Genomic DNA, 19,942 nt, shown 5'->3' with positions numbered 1-19,942 from the left:
GGTACGGAGAGTAACGTTTCCGCCCCGTACAGTGATGACGGTCCCACCGGCCCCAGCAGCTGAGGAAGCGTCATGGCCTCGAACCCCAGGGCCTTTCCGACGGCCACCGCCGTCGGCGCGCCGGCCGCCGCCCCCGCCTCGACCAGCGCCGCCCTCGACGAACTCCTGGCGGGCAACCGCCGCTACGCCACCGGCCGCGCCCGCCGCGGCCGGGTGCCCGCGCAGCGGCCGTTCGCCGTCGTCCTGGACTGCGTCGACTCCCGGGTCCTGCCCGAGCTGGTCTTCGACCAGGACCTCGGCGCCCTGCTGTGCATAAGGACGGCCGGGCAGGTGCTGGACGAGGCGGTGCTCGCCTCCATCCAGTACGGGGTGACCGAACTGCGCGTGCCGCTGGTCGTGGTGCTCGGCCACGAGGGCTGCGGGGCGGTCGCCGCCACCCTCGGCAGGCTCCGCACCGGCGCGCCGGTGCCCGGCCACCTGGAGCTCCTCGTCGAGGAGATCGCCCCGGCGGCCCGCCGGACCGGGGCACTGCCCGGGGACTGGGCCGCCCACACCGTGCGGGCCCACGCGGTGTGGGTGCGGGACGCGATCAGGGCGGACTCGGCGTTCGCGGGGGCGGCGGTGGTCGCGGCGCGCCTCGACCCGGACAGCGGGCTGGTGACGCTGCTGCCCTGAGGGCGGACCCCCGGTGGGATGCGGGGGCTTGCCCCAGTGCGCGGGGCGGCCCGGCTGCCTACCGTGGGCGCCATGACGGACGCGCATGACACCGATCTGAAGAAGGACCTCGCCGCCACCCTGCACGCACGCAGGGACCTCGGCCCGGAGTACGAGACGGAACTCGTCGACTCCTTCATGGAGAAGATCGACAGTCGTATCGACGGCGCGGTGGAGCGCCGGCTGCGCCGGGGGCTGGCCGAGCAGCAGATGCAGGCGGCCCGCGGAGCGCGGCGCTCCAAGGGCACCGACTCCTGGGGCGAGCGGTTCGGCTTCGGGATCGTCTCGCTGGTGCTGGCGATCCCGCTGTCGGCGATCGGCGGGGCGTTCGCGGGCATGACGGGCCTGATCGCCACCTGGATCGGCATCGTGGGTGTCAACGTCGCCCAGGCCATCCGTCTCAACCCCGACCTGTTCCGCCGCCCCGACCACGACCACGAGGACTGAGCCACGCACCCGCCCCGAAGGGCGGGTCACGGTTCGGGGCCGGGATCCTGGCGGGGATCCGGTCACGGTTCCGGGCCGGGATCCGGTCATGCCTGCCGGGTGGGCAGGGCGACGACCTGGCTCAGGTTGACGTGCCGGGGCCGGCTGGTCACGTAGCCCACCAGGTCGGCGAGGTCGGCCGCGGACAGCGAGCCCATCGCCGCCAGCATGCCGTCGACCTGCGCCCGCCCCTCGTCCGACCCGATGTGATCGGCCAGTTCGGTCTCCGTGAGCCCCGGCTCGATGTTGGTGACCCGCACGTCACGCGGCCCGAACTCGGCGCGTAGCGCCTGCGAGAGCTGGGTGACGGCGGCCTTGGTGGCGCCGTACACCGCGTAGGTGGGGAAGACGAGGTGCGCGCCGATGGACGAGATGTTGACGAGGTCGGCGGTACCGCCCCGCGCGGCCACCGTCACCAGGTCCCCGGTGAAGGCCCGCAGCACGCCGGTCACATTGGTGTCGATCATGCGCTGCCACTCGTCGAGGCGGCCGTCGTCGACCGGGTGGGGCAACATCACGCCGGCGTTGTTGACCACCAGGTCCACGGTGCCGAGGGCCCCGTGCACCGCGTCCGCCGCCGCCTGCACCGACGCGTCGTCGGTGACGTCGGCGACCACGGCGAGGGCTTCGCCGCCGGCCGCCCGGATCTTCGCCGCCACCGTCTCCAGCCGGTCCGCGCGCCGGGCGAGCAGCGCCACCCGGGCGCCCTCCGCGGCGAGCCGCACGGCCACGGCCTCCCCGATCCCGCTGGCGGCCCCGGTGACGACGGCGGTACGGCCGGACAGGTTGTCGTACGACATGAGGTACTCCCTGGTCAGTGCCGCCGGGTCGGTCCCGGTGGCGTGTCTCCACCCTCGCCGGGTCCGGCGGGCCCACCCAGGGGCCGCCTTTTCCTGGGTCTGCCAGTACCAGGTTCGGCGGCGGCCGCTCCCCTACGATCGAACCCATGGACGGGGACCTCGGAGACTTCCTGCGCTCGCGCCGCGCCCGCATCCGGCCCGAGGAGGTGGGGCTGCCCTCGTACGGGCGGCGCCGCGTACCGGGCCTGCGCCGGGAGGAGGTGGCGCAGCTGGCGGGGGTGAGCGTCGACTACTACATCCGGCTGGAGCAGGGGCGGGGTCTGAGGGCGTCCGATGCGGTCCTCGACGCGATCGCGCGGGTCCTTCGGCTCGACGAGACAGAGCACTCCTATCTGCGTACGGTGGCCCGCCCGGGGGCGGCCAAGGCGCCCCGGCGCCCCGCGGTACCGCGCGTCCGCCCCGGGGTGCAGCTGCTGCTGGACGCCATGGAGCGGTCGCCGGCGTTCGTACTGGGCCGCCGGATGGAGGTGCTGGCCTGGAACGCGCTCGCCGACGCGCTGCTCGGGTTCGGCGCGCTGGAACCGGCCGCCCGCAGCATGCCCCGGCTGGTCTTCCTGGACCAGGCGGCGGCCGACTTCTACCCGGAGTGGGCGGCGATCGCCGCGCAGACCGTCGCCAACCTGCGCATCAGCGCCGGCCGGTACCCCGACGACCCGGCCCTGACCGGTCTGGTCGGCGAACTCTCCGTCAAGAGCACGGACTTCCGCAGGCTGTGGGCGGACCACGAGGTCAAGGCGTGCGCATACGGCGTGAAGCGCGTCCGGCACCCGGTGGCGGGCCTGCTCACGCTGCCCTACGAGACGCTGACGGTGCCCGAGGACCCGGACCAGACGCTCGTCGTGTACACCCCCGAGCCGGGCTCGGAGACGGCGGAGCGGCTGGCGCTGCTGGGCAGTTGGGCGACGGCCGGCTGAGGCCGGGAAGGATTGTGCGCGGGGACCGCCGCACCCCCGTCACCGGGGGGCGGGACGACGGCGGTCCCCGCGAAGGACGTTGACCGGGTCAGGGCCGGGTCTCACGTCCGGCGTCCATGGAGGTCCGGGAGCCGCTCCGGAGGTCCTTGGACGTTCGGTGCCGGCCGGGGTGGGGAGCCGCTCCCGCCCTGCCGACATCCACTAATGTGCCGGACCCGTGTTAAGCGTGTGCTGCGTGTACGTGACACGCTCGTACCACTTCCGCGAAGTCCACCACTCGGACGGGAGACAGCAAGTTCCCCGGCGCCACGGGCCGTTCACCGGACGTTCCGCTACTGCTTGCCGCCCTTGGCGAGAAACGCCAGCAGGTCCTGCCGGCTGACCACGCCGGTCGGCTTGCCCTCGACGAGGACGATCGCCGCGTCCGCCGCGCCCAGCACCGTCATCAGGTCCCCGACCGGCTCACCGGAGCCGACCTGCGGCAGCGGGGCGCACATGTGCTTCTCCAGCGGGTCCTCCAGGGAGGCCCGCTTGCTGAACAGCGCGTCGAGCAGCTCCCGTTCGACGACCGAGCCGACGACCTCGGCGGCCATCACGTCCGGGTGCCCGGCGCCCGGCTTGACGACGGGCATCTGCGAGACGCCGTACTCGCGCAGCACCTCGATGGCCTGCCCGACGGTCTCCTCCGGGTGCATGTGGACGAGGGAGGGGATGGCGCCGCCCGCCTTGTCGCTGAGCACGTCACCGACGCGGGCGCTGGGGCCCTCGTCCTCCAGGAAGCCGTAGTCGGCCATCCACTCGTCGTTGAAGATCTTGCTGAGGTAGCCGCGGCCGCTGTCCGGGAGGAGTACGACGACCACGTCGTCCGGGCCGAGCCGCTCGGCCACCCGCAGCGCGGCCACGACCGCCATCCCGCAGGAGCCGCCGACCAGCAGCCCCTCCTCCTTGGCGAGGCGCCGGGTCATCTGGAAGGAGTCCTTGTCGGACACGGCGACGATCTCGTCGGCCACGGTCCGGTCGTAGGCGGTGGGCCAGAAGTCCTCACCGACGCCCTCGACGAGGTACGGCCGCCCGGAGCCGCCGGAGTACACGGAGCCCTCCGGGTCGGCACCGATCACCTGGACACGCCCGTCACTGGCGTCCTTCAGGTAGCGGCCGGTGCCGGAGATGGTCCCGCCGGTGCCGACGCCCGCCACGAAGTGGGTGATGCTCCCCTCCGTCTGCTCCCACAGCTCGGGGCCGGTCGAGTGATAGTGGGAAAGCGGGTTGTTGGGGTTGGAGTACTGGTCCGGCTTCCAGGCACCGGGGGTCTCACGGACCAGCCGGTCGGAGACGTTGTAGTACGAGTCCGGGTGCTCCGGGTCGACGGCGGTCGGGCAGACCACGACCTCGGCGCCGTACGCCCGCAGCACGTTGATCTTGTCGGTGCTCACCTTGTCGGGGCACACGAAGATGCACTTGTACCCCTTCTGCTGGGCCACGATCGCCAGTCCCACGCCGGTGTTCCCGCTGGTCGGCTCGACGATGGTGCCGCCGGGGCGCAGCTCGCCGCTCTTCTCCGCGGCCTCGATCATCCGCAGCGCGATGCGGTCCTTCACGGAACCGCCCGGGTTGAAGTACTCGACCTTGGCGAGGACCGTGGCCCGGATGCCCTGGGTGACGCTGTTGAGTCTCACCAGCGGGGTGTTGCCGACGAGACTGATCATCGAGTCGTGGAATCGCACCGTTGTCTCCGGTTACTTGCAAAAAAGTGGTCTAGGTGGTGTCGCCAGACTACGGGGCACGCCCGAGGTTCACTCCCCGTTGAGATTGGCGGACGGTCCGTACGGGGCAAGGAGTGGATGGACGGCAACGAGGAGGTGGCGGCGACGCATGACGAGTATGTCGAGGGCACGGGTGGCCCGGCGGATCGCGGCCGGTGCGGCGTACGGCGGAGGCGGGATCGGACTGGTCGGCGCGGCCGCGGTCGGGGTGGTGCTGGCCGAGGTGCGGATGGCCAGGACGGCCGTGGGCAACGGCAGCGGCGGCGGCCGGGTGCCGACCGCGGACGGCCGCTACGGCGACGGCTACGGCGGCGCGGGTGAGGCGCCGCTGCGCCTGACGATGCTGGGCGACTCCACGGCGGCGGGGCAGGGGGTGCACCGGGCCGCCCAGACCCCGGGCGCGCTGCTGGCGTCGGGCCTGGCGGCCGTCGCGGAACGCCCGGTCGAACTCACCAACGTGGCCCTTCCCGGTGCCCAGTCCGACGACCTGGACCGCCAGGTGGCGCTGGTCCTCGGCACCGGCGCGGCCGTCCCCGACGTCTGCGTGATCATGATCGGCGCGAACGACGTCACGCGCCGCATGCCGCCCACCCGGTCGGTCCGTCATCTCTCCGCGGCGGTCCGGCGCCTGCGTACGGCGGGGGCCGAGGTGGTGGTCGGCACCTGTCCCGACCTGGGCACGATCGAGCCGGTACGGCAGCCGTTGCGCTGGCTGGCCCGGCGGGCCTCCCGGCAGCTGGCGGCGGCCCAGACGATCGGCACGGTGGAGCAGGGCGGCCGCACGGTGTCGCTCGGCGACCTGCTGGGCCCGGAGTTCGCGGCCAACCCGCGTGAGCTCTTCGGCCCCGACAACTACCACCCCTCCGCGGAGGGCTACGCCACGGCGGCGATGGCCGTGCTGCCCACGGTCTGCGCGGCCCTCGGCCTCTGGCCGGCGGAGGAGGAGCGCCCCGACGTCACCCGCCGCGAGGGCTTCCTCCCGGTCGCCCGCGCCGCGGCGGAGGCGGCGGCCGAGGCCGGCACCGAGGTCACGGCGGCCATGCCGACGGGCCCGCGCGGCCCCTGGGCCCTGCTGAAGCGCCGCCGCCGCCACCGCGTCGAGCCGCCCGCCCCGGAAGAGGCCGGCTCGAACGCGCCCCAGAGGGGCGCGGGGAACTGCGCGACCGGCCACGACGGGCCCGCAGCCACCCACCCGCCCCTCGGCGGCCAAGCAAGCGCTTAGAAAGTGCGGTCAGTGTCACACCCCGACACCGGTGACCGATGACATACGTACCGGTAACTTCCGAAGCGGCCCTGCCAACCACCGTCACTGGAGCCGTGATGCCCGAAGCCGTCATCGTCTCGACCGCCCGTTCCCCGATCGGCCGTGCCGTCAAGGGCTCCCTGAAGGACCTGCGCCCCGACGACCTCACCGCGACGATCATCCAGGCCGCCCTCGCCAAGGTCCCCGAGCTGGACCCGAGGGACATCGACGACCTGATGCTCGGCTGCGGCCTGCCCGGCGGCGAGCAGGGCTACAACCTCGGCCGGATCGTCGCCGTGCAGATGGGCATGGACCACCTGCCCGGCACCACGATCACCCGCTACTGTTCCTCGTCCCTGCAGACCAGCCGCATGGCACTGCACGCCATCAAGGCCGGCGAGGGCGACGTCTTCATCTCGGCCGGCGTCGAGATGGTCTCCCGTTACGCCAAGGGCAGCTCGGACGGCCTCCCGGGCACCACGAACCCGCTCTTCGACGAGGCACAGGCCCGTACCGCGGCCACCGCCGCGTCCGAGGGCTCGACCTGGCACGACCCGCGCGAGGACGGCCTGCTCCCCGACCCGTACATCGCGATGGGCCAGACCGCGGAGAACCTGGCCCGGATCAAGGGCGTGACCCGCCAGGACATGGACGAGTTCGGCGTCCGCTCCCAGAACCTCGCCGAGGAAGCCATCAAGAACGGCTTCTGGGAGCGCGAGATCACCCCGGTCACCCTCCCCGACGGCACGGTGGTCAGCAAGGACGACGGCCCGCGCGCCGGCGTCACCCTGGAGGGCGTCGCCGGCCTGAAGCCGGTCTTCCGCCCCGACGGCCTGGTCACCGCGGGCAACTGCTGCCCGCTGAACGACGGCGCCGCGGCGGTCGTCGTCATGAGCGACACCAAGGCCCGCGAGCTGGGCCTCACCCCGCTCGCCCGGATCGTGTCGACCGGCGTCACCGGCCTCTCCCCCGAGATCATGGGCCTCGGCCCGGTGGAGGCTAGCAAGCAGGCGCTGCGGCGGGCCGGCCTCACCATCGACGACATCGACCTGGTCGAGATCAACGAGGCGTTCGCCGCGCAGGTGATCCCCTCCTACCGCGACCTGGGCATCCCGCTGGAGAAGCTGAACGTGAACGGCGGCGCCATCGCCGTCGGCCACCCCTTCGGCATGACCGGCGCCCGGATCACCGGCACGCTGATCAACTCCCTCCAGTTCCACGACAAGCAGTTCGGCCTGGAGACGATGTGCGTCGGCGGCGGCCAGGGCATGGCGATGGTCATCGAGCGCCTGAGCTGACCCCCGAACCGACCCCTGAGTGACCGTCACGGGACCGTCCGTGACACAACGGCCCGGTGTTCGAGAAACCCCCGAACGCCGGGCCGATTTGTGATCCAATCTCCCCCAGGATGTGACCTATCTCCCTCCGGAGGGACATCACAGCAGGTCAGCGCGGTCGTCCTGGTAAACCCCGGGGCCAATTCCCTGCCCGTTTCGTGACGTTACGCACTGACAGCTGGATAGTCCACCCTTCAAGCTGAGGTAGGAAGTCGGGGGTCGACTTTGAACCGGGAGTACGTCAGTGAGCGCCATGCCGATCGCCTTGCTGCTCACCACGGCCGCCACGGGCGCCGTGGGCGTCGCTGTCCTGCGCACCGTTCTGAAGCTGCGCCGTCAGGTCGCCGAGCTGGGCACCCAGCTTGCCCAGAACCAGGCCGCCGCGATGCGGGCCCTGCTGCCCGCCGCCCGCAGCCACGCGGACGCCGAGGAGATACGCGCGGCGGTGGCGGAGGCGCTGGCCGAGGAGCGGGAGCGGGAGCTGGCCGAGGCGCGTGCCTTCTGGGCCGCGCAGGAGGCGCGTGACGTGTCCGACACGCCGTCGCTGCTGGGCCTGGCGGACAACGAGCTGTTCCTGCCCCGGCAGGCCGACTTCGCGGGTCTCGAGCCGGTCGCCGAGCCGGCGGCGGAGACCGACGAGTTCACCGGGGACTCCCCGGAACTGGCCGCGGCGCGGCGCCGGCACCCGTCCCACCCGGACTTCGTGCCGGTGCAGTCGCCGATGGTGAACGACCACGAGCGTACGGTCGCGACGCTGGAGCAGCTGGCCGAGTCGCAGGTGGAGCTGTCCGACGTCCGCCCCGGCCCGCTGGGCACACTGGACGTCTACGTCTTCGCCGACGGCACGACCCTGTGCATGACGCCGGGGCACCGGGAGACGGCCGAGCGGCTGGCCGCGGCCCTGGGCGCCGGTGAGACGCCGTACCTGCTGGGCGGATCGGGGATCTCGGGCGCGTACACACTGACGTTCGCGTGCGGGGAAGAGAACGTGTACATCCTGGCGGACCGCGTCATAGCGTCACTGTGAGCTTCTGAGGTCCTGGGGTTCTGGGGTGCGTGTTCGGGTGCGGCGCCGTCGTGGCTGGTCGCGCAGTTCCCCGCGCCCCTTTCAGGGGCGTCGGTGTGAGCGCCCCTTCAGGGGCGCGGGGAACTGCGCGAGCAACCCCCACGCACCCGCACCCGACGACGCTCGGTCTCAGACCCCCGCTCTCTTCTGGGCCTCCTCGACCATGCGGACCGCGTCGCCGACCTCGGCGTCGCTCTCCAGCACCACCGCCAAGTCATTGCCGGCCACCGTGATTTGGTCGGCCACAGCGAACATCCCCGCGTCCGGCATCTCCCGGACCGTGCCGCCCGGCTCCTCGACGGTCTGCGCCCAGCCGGACAGCTGCCTGGCCAGCGCCAGCGCCTCCGCGGCCGCCCCTCTCTGCAGCCGACTCTGCGGCGCCGCCCGCAACTTGTCGGCGAAATGCTCCACGGCACGGGTAAGAGGCGTCGTATCAACCACGCCGCGAGCGTAACGCCTCCCGTCGGCTCTTCGGCCAGGACGCGTCCCGACTGTTGCCAACGCGCCGACACTCAGGCACGGTGACGTGAAGGACCGGCTACAACCCCCTTTGCGCACCGGAGGCGCCGATGTCCCAAGTCTTCTCCGAGGAGACCCATCGCAACATGCTCGCCCGCATCCCCCACTGCACCGGTCGTGAAGTGTCCGACTGGCTGCGCACCGTCGAGGAAGGCCCGTCCCTCTTCCGCTTCGAGGAAAAGGTCAGCTGGCTCCGCCACGAACACAACCTCGCGTACGGCCACGCGAAGGCGTTGATCCACGAGTACGACCTGAGGAGGGCGGCGCGCAAACTTCTCTAGGCGCGCAAGGACATACGCCGAAGGGCCCCGGGGCGGTGACCCCGGGGCCCTTCTCGGCTCACTCGGGAGAGCCTGCCGTCCCGCTAGTCGTTACTGCTGAAGATCGCGACCAGCCGGAGCATCTCGACGTAGATCCACACCAGCGTCATGGTGAGGCCGAACGCGGCCAGCCAGGCCTCGTTCTTCGGGGCGCCGTACGCGATGCCGTCCTCGATCTGCTTGAAGTCGAGGGTCAGGAAGAACGCGCCGAGCAGGATCGCGATGATGCCGACGATCGCACCGAGCGGGCCGAAGCTGCGCAGTCCGCCGTTCTCGGCGACGCCGAACGCGACCAGCAGCAGGTTGACCGCCATGACCAGCACGAAGGCGATGGCGATGGCCATGCCGATACGGGCGTAGCGGGCGGTGACGCGGATCCAGCCGGCCCGGTAGACCAGCAGGGTGGCGGCCGAGACCGCCATGGTGCCGAGCACCGCCTGGAACGGCGCGCCGCTCCACTGGCTGTTGTACATCTCGCTGATGACACCGAGGAAGACGCCCTCGAAGGCGGCGTAGCCGAGGATCAGCGCGGGCACCGGGGTGCGCTTGAAGCTCTGGATCAGGGCCAGGACCATCGCGACGATCGCGGAGCCGAAGGCCAGGCCGAAGCTGGTGCTGGAGACGGGCAGCAGCGCCCAGGCGAGGACCGCGCCGACGGCGACCGTGCCGAGCGTCATGGCCGAGCGCAGGACGACGTCGTCCATCGTCATGCGGCCGGTGGTGGCCGGGGCCTGCGGCGGGGCGCCCTGCTGGACGTCCTGCTGCGCGTAGGGGTTGTTCGCGTACGGGTTCTGCGCGTACGGGTTGCCCTGTGCGTACCCGGCCTGCGGCGCGGTGTTGAAGCCCGCGTAGCCGTTGTCGCGGCTGAACCCCCGTCGCGAGAAGACCGGGTTGCTGCTCCTCATTTCACTCCTCCATGGCCACCGTGCGTGGCCTTGGCGTCAAGAGTAATGGATTGGCAAAAGTCTGCCATGCTACCTGGGGAGGATCTTTCCCCCGGCATGCTGCGCAACACGCTACGCGGAGCCCTCATTCCCGGCCACGGAGGGCTTCATTCCATGACGAAGCCGGTACCCGGCCGGAACCGGCCAGGGACCCTTCAGGCGTCGAAGGGGAAGCCGGTGTACGCCTCCGCGAGGTCGGTCTCGGCCGCCCGGGAGGAGGCGATCCGGCCGAGCCGGGCCAGCTGGAGCCGGGCGTCGAAGGGCGTGTCGCCGGGACCGGGGTGGAGCAGGGTGGTCATGTCGTAGGAGAACCGCTCGGCCTGCCAGACCCGGCGCAGGCAGGTCGCCGAGTAGGCGTCGAGCAGCTCGGGCGAGCCCGTCTCCCGTTCGTGCGCCAGGGCCCGCGCGAAGGTCACGACGTCGCCCACGGCCAGGTTCAGCCCCTTGGCGCCGGTCGGCGGCACGATGTGGGCGGCGTCCCCGGCGAGGAAGAGCCGGCCGTGCCGCATCGGCTCGTGGACGTACGAGCGCATGGGCGTGACCGACTTCTGGGTGATCGGGCCGCGCTCCAGGCGCCAGTCGTCGTCGGTCTCGAAGCGGCGCTCCAGCTCGTCCCAGATCGCCTCGTCGGTCCAGTCCTCGGCGTCCGTGCCGGCCGGCACCTGGAGGTAGAGGCGCGAGACGGACGGGGAGCGCATCGACAGGAGGGCGAAGCCGCGCTCGTGGCGGGCGTAGACCAGCTCGTCGTGGGAGGGGGCGACGTCGGCGAGGATGCCCAGCCAGCCGTAGGGGTACGTCCGCTCGAAGACCTTGGACAGGGACTCGGGGAACGCGGTGCGGGCCACTCCCCAGAAGCCGTCGCAGCCGACGACGTACTCGCACTCCAGGACGTCCTCGCGGCCCTCGTGCCGGAACCGCACCCGGGGCCGCTCGCTCCCGGCGCCCTCCACCGCCAGCGCCTCCGCCTCGAAGAGCAGCGGACCGCCCTCCTTGAGCTGGAGGGCGATCAGGTCCTTGCAGACCTCGGTCTGCGCGTAGACCGTCACGGACCGGCCGCCGGTCAGGGCGGGGAAGTCCACGCGGTGGCGCCGCCGGTCGAACCGCAGCTCGATGCCGTCGTGGCGCAGGCCCTCGCGGTCCATGCGCTCCCCGGCGCCGGCCGCGCGCAGCACGTCCACCGTGCCCTGCTCCAGGATCCCGGCGCGCTGGCGGTGCTCGACGTAGGAGCGGTCACGGCTCTCCAGGACGACCGAGTCGATGCCCGCGTTGTGCAGCAGCCGCGCGAGGAGGAGCCCCGCGGGTCCGGCTCCGATGATGCCGACGGTGGTGCGCATCGGTCGTTCCCTTCCGTCCGTTCACCCACGACGGCCACGGCCGGCCCGCTCACGTGGTGTCGGTTCGCGTGGCCTGCCGCGCGGCTTGTTCGCCTGGTGAAATTAACTTCACTGAGTTGCCCTGAGTCTCCTTCCGGTCGTACCCCGTGTCAATGGACACGACCGGACGCCGGGCCCGCGAATGGCGCTCGCGGGCCCGGCGGCCTCGGTGGGGTGTGCGGTGCCCGGTCCCTACGACGGCGGCGCGGGGCTCAGCGGCCGCCGGGCCAGCCGTCCAGGTGGCGGTGGAGGGTGACGTCGTTCTTCGGGTCGCCCTTCGGGGCGTTCGCGACCGCGTCGTGCAGGACGCTGGTGACCTCGCCGGCCAGCCCGTCGACCTTCGTGCGCAGGTCGGCGGCGGGCAGTGTGGACCGGGTCAGCGCGTCGAGCCGGCGGTGGATGTCGGCGAGCTTGTCCTGGGTGGCCTTGTCGAAGCGGAGCGCGGTCGGCGTGGAGACCACGAACTGGTAGGCGCCCGCGAGGGTCTGACAGCCCGTGCACTCCTTGTTGGCCGCGTCGCTGAGGTTCACGGCGTTCAGGTGCGTGTGCTCGCCGGCGATCGTGACGATCTGGAAGGACAGCGCGACCGAACGGCAGTGGTCGTCGGCCGAGCAGCCGGCCGAGACGGCGTTGGCCTGGTTGCGTGCGGCGGCGGCGTTCACCGTGCCGAACTGGCGGACCGTGAACGAGTCCCTGGCCTGGGTGTGGTGACCGCGGTCGGCGTGGCTGAACACGTGGTCGGAGGCGAACGCGGCGTGCGTCGCGGCGGTGGCCGCCTGGGCGGGCACGGCGGTGGCCGCGCCCGCGAGTCCGGCGGCGAACAGGCCGATCCGCATGGCCCGTCGGGTGAGCGGGCTCGCGGTGGCGCGTGGTTTTCGGTGACTGCTCATGGCGTGCTCCTGTGCTCCAGTGGTGCTGCGGTAAGCGGTGAGTGGACGACGGCCCGGTGCCGGCACGTGCGGTACGGCGGCCCGGTGCCGGTCGTCAGGACGTCGCCGGGGCCGGGCTCGGCGAGTCGCTGGCCGGCGGCGGGGACGGGCTGGGCGTCGGTGACACCGGGACGCTCTCCGACGGGGTGGGCGTCGGCGGGACCGCGACGCTCTCCGAGGGGGAGGGCGTGGGACCGGTGACCGTGCCCCCGCCGGACGGCGCCGGGGATCCGGTGGTGCCCGTGCCGGGGTGGCCCGGCGCCGAGACGGACGGCGACGCCGAGGCGGACGCGCCGCGTGACGTCTGCTCGGCCGAGGGCGCGGCGCTCGCTCCGGCCGGGCCGGCCGGGGCCCCGGACACCGTGTCCGTGGGCGTGCCGGAGCCGTCGGCCGGCTGGTCCGGGGTCGAGGCCTGACGGGCCGGCGGCGCCGTGGTCGGCACCCCCGGCTGGAGGATGGGCGCGATCGGCGGCTGCTTGGGCAGCGGCTTCGGGGTCACCCCGGACATCCAGGCGTAGCTGAGCCCGGTGAGCCCGGCGAGGGCGAGGGCGCAGATCGCCAGCCGGAGGCCGGGCCGGCCCGCCGTGGACCGCTTCGCGGCCCGGAAGATCCGCCCGCCGATCTTCACGGACAGGTAGACGACACCGGCCATCGGGCAGAGCAGCATCACGCAGCCGATCGTCCCGACCAGTCCCTCGACGATCTTTCCGTCCACGAACGCCGAGCCGGTGCCGATGAGTTGCTCGGTCAGCGAGCGGACCATCGTGGTGAGGATCCGGGGCAGGTTCCACAGGGCGTAGCCGAGTTCGCCGATGATCAGCGGGATCATCGTCAGCACCCAGGTGGCGACGATGGCGCGCGCCGACTTCTTCAGCCCGGCGACCTCCGCGCGGGCCTTGTCCCCCCTCGCTCCCGGTACCAGGGCCAGCAGGATCGGCTTGATCTTGCCGTACAGGTCCGGGACGCCGGCCAGGTCGCCGAGGATGTAGTAGCCGTCCAGCCGTACGGCCGGCATCAGCTGTTCCATGATCTCGAAGTGCCCGAGGTACACCGTGGCCAGGAAGAACTGGGACCCGGTGGCGAAGTAGGCGCCGGTCATGGCCAGCATGAAGACGACGTTGAAGTACACCCCGCCCAGGTCGGTGCGGAGCCGGCCGGCCCGGCCGATCCGGTAGACGTCGGTGACGTCCGTGTACATCGAGGGCCAGATGAGGAAGAGCCCGCACCCGATGCAGCCGGGGCGGGCTCCGCCGTATCTGCACGCCGAGGCGTGGCCGAACTCGTGGAAGACGAGGGAGGCCACGGTGAGCACGAAGACGACGAGGATCAGGACCGGCTGGTCGAGCACCTGGAGGACGGGCTCGATCGCCCCGAAGAACCCGAACAGCCAGACGTCCATGGCGACGGCCGAGCCCAGTAACAGCGCGACCACGGCCGGCCGGTGCAGCCAGGCCAGCGAACGCGCGATCTTCATCGTGCGCCGCTCGTTGAAGATGACCCGGTGGCCCTTGAGGGCGAGCAGCAGGTCGGAGCGCGGGGCGTCGACCTCGTCGTCCTCCTGGCCCTCCGGGACCGTCACACCCAGCGGTTCCAGTTTCTTCTCGACGAGGAAGCGGATGTTCTCCCCGCTCACCTCGCGGCCGAAGCGGGCGCTGACCCGGTGCGCGATGGCCTCGGCATCGCGGACGCCGTCGACCGACGACGCCACCAGGTACAGCAGCCTGGACAGCTGCACGACCTGCCCGTCCCCCCGACGGGCGATGTACTTGGGCTCGGTGAAACCCGACCCCTGGTACTCGCCGTGCAGCCGCAGTCCCGCGCTCAGCCTCGGGACCGGTGACGGCGCCTCCACCACCGGCAGGTTGCCCGTCGCCACCTGCTCGTAGGTCACCGGCCAGCCGCCGGGTCCGGGCACCGGGCCCGTGTCGTACAGCGCGGCGGTCCCGTCTCCGAGCACCGTCATATGTGGTCTCCCCCCGGATCCCCCATGAAGTTCCCCCCCGATACCCAGGAGCGCCACCGCCGGGGCGACGGCGGTGGCGCTCGCGGGGACTACTGGGTGACGCTGATCGTCTGCGCGGCGGCCGACTCGGCGGACGACCAGGCCGAGTGGTCGTTCAGCGCGGCCGACTGGTTGGACGCCTCGATGTTGGCGACGTGCTTGGTGACGTTGACGGTCTTGCCGAAGCTGAACTTCAGCTTGCCCAGGGCCTCACGGCCGGGGAGCAGCTCGGCGGACTCGTTCTCCAGCTCGTTCATGTCCATGCTCATGACGGATGTCCTTTCGGTGCGTGTGCGGTGAGATCGATGTGGGTCCAGCGGGTCCCGGCGCCGTGCGCCGGGACGGTGCTACTGGGTGACGCTGATGGTCTGGGCGGCGCCGGAGTCGGCCACCGACCACGAGGAGTGGTCGTTCAGCGCGGCGGACTCGTTGTGGGCGCTGATGTTCGCGACGTGCTTGGTGACGTTGACCGTCTTGCCGAAGCCGAACTTCAGCTTGCCCAGGGCCTCACGACCCGGCAGCAGCTCCGCGGACTCGGCCTCGAGCTCATGGGCGTCCATCATGATCTTTCCCCCTCGGGAATAGACATTTCCGATCGGATCGAGTCAGGTTCCCCCCGGACTCTGTCCAATCTGGTCGGACGTGCTGTCCAACGAGATTGGACACTACGGGCTCGGGGACCCGTCGCGCAACCCGTTCGTGAAATCACCCTCTCGGCCGATCGCGTACCCGACCGTAGAATCGGCGCGACATGGGGGCGCACCCCGCCGGCGGCGAGCAGGAAGTGACGGTCAGTGGCCAACGCACTGCAGCAGTTGATCCGCGAGCACCTCGACCGCAAGGGCTGGTCCTACGGTGACGTGGCGCGCCGCGGCTCCGTCCCGCGCTCCACCGTCCACCACCTGGCCACCGCGGAACGGGTGGTCCGCATGCCGCAGACGACGACCCTGGAAGGGCTGGCCAAGGGGCTGGAACTCCCGCTGGAGACGGTGCGCCGGGCCGCCGCCGAGGCCTGCGGGATCCACGTGTACGACACCGCGCCGGACGCGGATCCGAACGCCCCGGCCGCCGACCCCGAGGTCGCGCTGCTGATCGCGAGCGTCCAGAAGCTGTCGTCCGACGACCGCCGCCATGTCGCCGCCCTCGTGGAGTCCCTGCTGGATCGCTCCCCGCGGGAGAAGTGACCGCCACCGTCACACTCCCGGGTGTATTTCCGTCAACCCGGGTAAAGAATCCGACTCCGCACGAAACCGCCAGGCTCCCGGACTAGTCTCTCGTCCTGCCCGGCAGGCGAGAGCCGCACGACCACGGGCTCTCAGGGGGAAATGTGTTGTTCGTGCACGGCGGACCCGCGACGGCCGTGGTCCGGGGACCCGACGGCGAGTCCGTCGTCCTGCTGTCCGGGGAACTGCCCGAGGTGCTCACCGACACGTCGGTCACCGAGCTCCTGGACCTGGCGGCGGCCATTCTGGACACCGTCGAACTCGCCCTCTTCGAGGAGTGCCTGGCGGCCCTGCGCCGCAACGGCATGCGCGCGGGCCGCCGCATCGAGGTCGACGGGGCGGTCCTGACGGTCTACGAGGGGTGAGCCGACACCGCCCACGAGGGGCGGGAAGTGCCCGGAACCGGACTTGAACCGGTACGCCCGCGAGGGGCAGCGAGGTTTAAGCTCGCCGTGTCTGCATTCCACCATCCGGGCAGGCCATGGGCTCCGCTACGCGGCACCGACCCTATCGGGACGCGTCCCCCGAACAGCGGACGGCCGACCCGATGTTGTCTTATTTTATTGACGTCTGAGGGTGCATCAGCCCCCGGAACGAGCCATCCGCACTTGCCAATAGCGTTACGCGCGGTGGGTGCGCGCGTACACGGAATGACGGAATTTCACCGTCCGAACAAGGGGGCTCCACCTGTTCTCGACGTCTCGCGGTGGCCGGTTCCGAATCTTGCTCTCGGGGTCCGCCGTCATCCCCAGGTATGAGACCGGGCCCGCCGGTCCGACCTCGGTCGACCCCCGGAACCGGAACAGCGGCTGACTACACGGGCCGGTGCGGCCGAGACGATGGTGCGGTCCCCGTGAACGAACGCCGTCGTCCCGACAGGAGCACCCTTCCGTGTCCATCACACCCTCCCCCGAACTTCGTCCGGGGGTGCCCCCGGTCGACCGGCGGACCACCTCGGTGGCCGCACGAGCCACGGACCTCTCGAAGGTCTACGGCCAGGGCGAGACCCAGGTGGTCGCCCTGGACCGGGTCACCGTCGAGTTCCGGCAGGCCGAGTTCACCGCGATCATGGGGCCGTCCGGCTCCGGCAAGTCCACGCTGATGCACTGCGTGGCCGGCCTCGACACCTTCTCCTCCGGTTCCGTCCGGATCGGCGACACCGAGCTGGGCTCCCTGAAGGACAAGCAGCTCACCAGGTTGCGCCGGGACAAGATCGGGTTCATCTTCCAGGCCTTCAACCTGCTGCCGACGCTGACCGCCCTGGAGAACATCACCCTCCCGATGGACATCGCGGGCCGCAAACCCGACCAGGAGTGGCTGGACAGCGTGATCCGGATGGTCGGCCTGAAGGACCGGCTCGGCCACCGCCCCTCGCAGCTCTCCGGCGGCCAGCAGCAGCGCGTCGCCGTCGCCCGCGCCCTCGCCTCCCGGCCGGAGATCATCTTCGGTGACGAGCCGACCGGGAACCTGGACTCCCGCTCCGGCGCCGAGGTGCTGGGCTTCCTGCGCAACTCGGTGCGCGAACTGGGCCAGACGGTGGTCATGGTGACCCACGACCCGGTCGCCGCCGCCTATGCCGACCGGGTGGTCTTCCTCGCCGACGGCCGGATCGTCGACGAGATGTACCGGCCCACGGCCGAGACGGTCCTCGACTTCATGAAGCAGTTCGACGCGAAGGGCCGTACCAGCTGATGTTCCGCACCGCCCTGCGCAACGTCCTGGCGCACAAGGCCCGGCTGCTGATGACCGTGCTCGCCGTCATGCTCGGCGTCGCGTTCGTCTCCGGCACCCTGGTCTTCACCAACACCATCTCGGACGCCTACCAGAACAGCTCCGCCAAGGGCTTCAAGGGTGTCGACGTCGCCGTCACCGCCAAGTACCAGGACTCCAAGGGCGACAAGGTCGGCAGGACGCCCGACCTCACCCAGGCGGTGCTCGACAAGGCCGGGAAGGTCCCCGGGGCCGCCTCCGCGACCGGGGTCGTCACCGGCTTCACCGCCATCGCCGACAAGGACGGCAAGCTGATCGGCGGCGGCTGGCAGTCCGAGGGCGGCAACTACTGGGGCACCAAGGACGCCCGCTACCCCCTCGTCGCCGGCCACGCGCCGAGCGGCGCGAACGAGGTGCTGATCGACTCGAAGACCGCCGAGCGGGCCGGTTACCAGGTCGGTGACACCGTGCGTATCTCGGTGAACGGCCCGGTCCTCACCCCGAGGATCGCCGGCGTCTTCACCACCGACGACGGCAACGTCGCCGCCGGCGGCAGCCTCGCCCTGTTCGACACGGCGACCGCGCAGCAGCTGTTCGGCAAGAAGGGCGCGTACGACGAGATCGACGTGACCGCGAAGTCCGGCACCGGCCAGGCCGCCCTCAAGTCCCAGCTGGACGCGGCCCTGCCGAGGAAGCTCGTGGAGACCACCACCGGGCAGAAGCTCGCCGACGACCAGGCGGAACAGATCTCCAGCAGCATGAGCGGACTGCGCCAGGGCCTGCTGGTCTTCGCCGGTATCGCGCTGTTCGTCGGCACGTTCATCATCGCCAACACCTTCACCATGCTGGTCGCCCAGCGCACCAAGGAACTGGCGCTGCTGCGGGCGGTGGGCGCCTCCCGCCGCCAGGTGACCCGCTCGGTGCTGATCGAGGCGTTCGTGGTCGGCGCGGTGGCCGGCGTGACCGGTCTGGTCGCCGGTATCGGCATCGGCGCCGGACTGCGCTCGCTGCTCGGCTCGTTCGGCGCGACCGTCCCGGACGGCCCCCTGGTGATCACGCCGGGCACGGTGGCCGCCGCGCTCGTCGTCGGCGTCGTCATCACCATGCTGGCCGCCTGGCTGCCCGGCCGTCGCGCCGCGAAGATCCCGCCGGTCGCCGCGATGAGCGCCCTGCACGCGGCCCCGACCACCAAGTCCCTGGTGCTGCGCAACACGATCGGCGCCCTGTTCTCGGCGGCGGGCGTGGCGGTCATCCTGGCGGCGACGACGATGAGCGGCAGCGACGGCCAGGCCCCGATGGGTCTCGGCGCGGTCCTCCTCATCATCGGCGTGTTCGTCCTCACCCCGCTGCTCTCCCGTCCGCTGATCGCGGCCGCCGCCCCGCTGCTGCGCGGGTTCGGTGTCGCCGGGAAGCTGGCCCGCCAGAACTCGGTGCGCAACCCGCGCCGTACCGCCGCCACCGCCTCCGCGCTGATGATCGGCCTGACGCTGATCACCGGCATGACGGTGATGGCCGGCAGCCTGCAGAAGTCCATCGACCGGATGGCGAGTTCGGCGATCCGCGCGGACTACGTCGTCTCGATGGCCAACGGCAACGCGCTCTCCCCCGACGTCGCGAAGAAGGTCGCGGCCACCGACGGGGTCACCGCCTCCAGTCCGCTGCGCAACGCGGCCTCCCGGATCGACGGCGAGACCGAGTTCCTGACCGGCGTCGACGGCTCGGCGATCGGGAAGCTGACCGACCTCGAGGTCGACAGCGGCACCTTCGAGGTCGGCGGCTCGGACGTCGTCGTGGACGACGACACCGCGAAGTCGCACGACTGGAAGGCGGGTTCCGCCTTCACCGTCCACTTCGAGGACGGCAAGGCGCGGCGGATGACGGTCGCCGGGGTCTACCAGGGCAACCAGATGATCCGCGGGATCATGCTCGACAACGCCGTTCTCACCCCGCACGAGACCGACCCGGCCGACATGCAGGTCATGGTCAAGACGGCGGACGGCACGTCGGGCACGGCCAAGGACAGGCTGGAGAAGGCCCTCGGCTCCAACCCGGCGATCAAGGTCCAGGACAAGCAGGACCTGTCCGACTCCATCGCGCAGGCCTTCACGCTGATCCTGAACATGGTCTACGGCCTGCTCGCGATGGCCGTGATCGTCGCGGTCCTCGGTGTCATCAACACGCTGGCCATGTCGGTGTTCGAACGCTCCCAGGAGATCGGCATGCTCCGCGCGATCGGCCTGGACCGCAAGGCGGTCAAGCGGATGGTCCGCCTGGAGTCGCTGGTCATCTCGCTCTTCGGCGGGGTGCTCGGCATCGGCCTGGGCGTGTTCTTCGGCTGGGCGGCCGGCCAGTTGGTCGGCGCGAAGATGCCGACGTACGAACTGGTCCTGCCGTGGACCAGGATGGCGGTCTTCCTCCTGCTGGCCGGTGTGGTCGGCGTCCTGGCCGCCCTGTGGCCGGCCCGGCGCGCGGCCCGCCTGAACATGCTGTCGGCGATCAAGGCCGAGTAGCGGCGGCGAGTACGGCGAAGGGGCCCCAC

20 protein-coding genes and 1 tRNA gene are annotated in these 19,942 nt (G+C 71.4%); 11 read left to right on the top strand and 10 right to left on the bottom strand.

The window, feature by feature from the left end; genetic code table 11:
- The first annotated feature begins 72 nt into the window (after positions 1 to 72).
- Positions 73 to 675, top strand: coding sequence for a carbonic anhydrase (locus MB828_RS40375; RefSeq protein ID WP_301652492.1), 603 nt, complete (start codon positions 73 to 75; stop codon positions 673 to 675).
- 72 nt (positions 676 to 747) lie between these two features.
- Entirely contained in the window at positions 748 to 1,161 is a 414-nt protein-coding gene (locus tag MB828_RS40370) for a hypothetical protein (protein ID WP_133027866.1), read from the top strand.
- 86 nt (positions 1,162 to 1,247) lie between these two features.
- Here the strand turns inward: MB828_RS40370 and MB828_RS40365 are convergent, their stop codons facing one another.
- The gene (locus tag MB828_RS40365; RefSeq protein ID WP_301652491.1) at positions 1,248 to 2,000 is read right to left on the bottom strand and encodes an SDR family oxidoreductase; all 753 of its coding nucleotides are present in this window, start codon (positions 1,998 to 2,000) and stop codon (positions 1,248 to 1,250) included.
- 146 nt (positions 2,001 to 2,146) lie between these two features.
- On the opposite strand from MB828_RS40365, the gene MB828_RS40360 reads away from it, so the two are divergent.
- Positions 2,147 to 2,974 (top strand): helix-turn-helix transcriptional regulator, encoded by an 828-nt coding sequence (locus tag MB828_RS40360; RefSeq protein ID WP_301652490.1) that lies wholly within the window; start codon positions 2,147 to 2,149, stop codon positions 2,972 to 2,974.
- A gap of 332 nt (positions 2,975 to 3,306) precedes the next feature.
- On the opposite strand, the gene MB828_RS40355 is transcribed toward MB828_RS40360, so the two are convergent.
- Positions 3,307 to 4,698, bottom strand: a complete 1,392-nt coding sequence (locus tag MB828_RS40355; protein ID WP_301652489.1) for a cystathionine beta-synthase — start codon at positions 4,696 to 4,698, stop codon at positions 3,307 to 3,309.
- A gap of 148 nt (positions 4,699 to 4,846) precedes the next feature.
- On the opposite strand from MB828_RS40355, the gene MB828_RS40350 reads away from it, so the two are divergent.
- The 3 genes from MB828_RS40350 (at position 4,847) to MB828_RS40340 (ending at position 8,344) form a co-directional block, all read left to right on the top strand.
- Positions 4,847 to 5,959, top strand: coding sequence for an SGNH/GDSL hydrolase family protein (locus MB828_RS40350; RefSeq protein ID WP_301652488.1), 1,113 nt, complete (start codon positions 4,847 to 4,849; stop codon positions 5,957 to 5,959).
- 98 nt (positions 5,960 to 6,057) lie between these two features.
- On the top strand, positions 6,058 to 7,278 hold the full coding sequence (locus MB828_RS40345; RefSeq protein WP_133027878.1) for an acetyl-CoA C-acetyltransferase: 1,221 nt from the start codon (positions 6,058 to 6,060) through the stop codon (positions 7,276 to 7,278).
- 283 nt (positions 7,279 to 7,561) lie between these two features.
- Positions 7,562 to 8,344, top strand: coding sequence for a hypothetical protein (locus MB828_RS40340; protein ID WP_133027879.1), 783 nt, complete (start codon positions 7,562 to 7,564; stop codon positions 8,342 to 8,344).
- A gap of 168 nt (positions 8,345 to 8,512) precedes the next feature.
- On the opposite strand, the gene MB828_RS40335 is transcribed toward MB828_RS40340, so the two are convergent.
- The gene (locus MB828_RS40335) at positions 8,513 to 8,824 is read right to left on the bottom strand and encodes a hypothetical protein (RefSeq protein ID WP_301652487.1); all 312 of its coding nucleotides are present in this window, start codon (positions 8,822 to 8,824) and stop codon (positions 8,513 to 8,515) included.
- Positions 8,825 to 8,952: 128 nt separating this feature from the next.
- On the opposite strand from MB828_RS40335, the gene MB828_RS40330 reads away from it, so the two are divergent.
- On the top strand, positions 8,953 to 9,183 hold the full coding sequence (locus MB828_RS40330; protein ID WP_046731686.1) for a DUF4287 domain-containing protein: 231 nt from the start codon (positions 8,953 to 8,955) through the stop codon (positions 9,181 to 9,183).
- Between the two features lie 83 nt (positions 9,184 to 9,266).
- On the opposite strand, the gene MB828_RS40325 is transcribed toward MB828_RS40330, so the two are convergent.
- From MB828_RS40325 to MB828_RS40300, 6 genes are all read right to left on the bottom strand, one after another.
- Positions 9,267 to 10,127 (bottom strand): Bax inhibitor-1/YccA family protein, encoded by an 861-nt coding sequence (locus MB828_RS40325; RefSeq protein WP_133027881.1) that lies wholly within the window; start codon positions 10,125 to 10,127, stop codon positions 9,267 to 9,269.
- Positions 10,128 to 10,321: 194 nt separating this feature from the next.
- The gene (locus MB828_RS40320; protein ID WP_301652486.1) at positions 10,322 to 11,500 is read right to left on the bottom strand and encodes a 4-hydroxybenzoate 3-monooxygenase; all 1,179 of its coding nucleotides are present in this window, start codon (positions 11,498 to 11,500) and stop codon (positions 10,322 to 10,324) included.
- Positions 11,501 to 11,751: 251 nt separating this feature from the next.
- The gene (locus tag MB828_RS40315) at positions 11,752 to 12,429 is read right to left on the bottom strand and encodes a hypothetical protein (protein ID WP_133027883.1); all 678 of its coding nucleotides are present in this window, start codon (positions 12,427 to 12,429) and stop codon (positions 11,752 to 11,754) included.
- A gap of 94 nt (positions 12,430 to 12,523) precedes the next feature.
- Complete coding sequence (locus tag MB828_RS40310) at positions 12,524 to 14,431, bottom strand: hypothetical protein (RefSeq protein ID WP_301652485.1); 1,908 nt, start codon at positions 14,429 to 14,431, stop codon at positions 12,524 to 12,526.
- An 89-nt stretch (positions 14,432 to 14,520) separates the two neighbouring features.
- Complete coding sequence (locus MB828_RS40305; protein WP_133027885.1) at positions 14,521 to 14,739, bottom strand: hypothetical protein; 219 nt, start codon at positions 14,737 to 14,739, stop codon at positions 14,521 to 14,523.
- A 78-nt stretch (positions 14,740 to 14,817) separates the two neighbouring features.
- Positions 14,818 to 15,033, bottom strand: a complete 216-nt coding sequence (locus tag MB828_RS40300; RefSeq protein WP_185149294.1) for a hypothetical protein — start codon at positions 15,031 to 15,033, stop codon at positions 14,818 to 14,820.
- 231 nt (positions 15,034 to 15,264) lie between these two features.
- Here MB828_RS40300 and MB828_RS40295 point away from each other — a divergent pair, with 231 nt between their 5' ends.
- On the top strand, positions 15,265 to 15,654 hold the full coding sequence (locus MB828_RS40295) for a helix-turn-helix domain-containing protein (protein WP_132894448.1): 390 nt from the start codon (positions 15,265 to 15,267) through the stop codon (positions 15,652 to 15,654).
- A 152-nt stretch (positions 15,655 to 15,806) separates the two neighbouring features.
- Positions 15,807 to 16,058: a hypothetical protein gene (locus MB828_RS40290; RefSeq protein ID WP_240528530.1), complete on the top strand. Its 252-nt coding sequence runs from the start codon at positions 15,807 to 15,809 to the stop codon at positions 16,056 to 16,058.
- A gap of 28 nt (positions 16,059 to 16,086) precedes the next feature.
- On the opposite strand, the gene MB828_RS40285 is transcribed toward MB828_RS40290, so the two are convergent.
- Positions 16,087 to 16,169: transfer RNA gene (locus tag MB828_RS40285), tRNA-Leu, on the bottom strand.
- A 451-nt stretch (positions 16,170 to 16,620) separates the two neighbouring features.
- Between MB828_RS40285 and MB828_RS40280 the strand changes: the two genes are divergently transcribed.
- Both MB828_RS40280 and MB828_RS40275 read left to right on the top strand, forming a co-directional pair.
- Positions 16,621 to 17,385, top strand: coding sequence for an ABC transporter ATP-binding protein (locus MB828_RS40280; RefSeq protein WP_301652556.1), 765 nt, complete (start codon positions 16,621 to 16,623; stop codon positions 17,383 to 17,385).
- Positions 17,385 to 19,913: an ABC transporter permease gene (locus tag MB828_RS40275; protein ID WP_301652484.1), complete on the top strand. Its 2,529-nt coding sequence runs from the start codon at positions 17,385 to 17,387 to the stop codon at positions 19,911 to 19,913. The genes MB828_RS40280 and MB828_RS40275 overlap by 1 nt, the downstream gene beginning before the upstream one ends.
- The last annotated feature ends 29 nt before the right edge of the window (positions 19,914 to 19,942 follow it).

The organism is Streptomyces arenae, assembly GCF_022343545.1.
Lineage (GTDB): Bacteria > Actinomycetota > Actinomycetes > Streptomycetales > Streptomycetaceae > Streptomyces > Streptomyces humi.
This window is presented reverse-complemented; position numbering and strand designations above follow the sequence as displayed.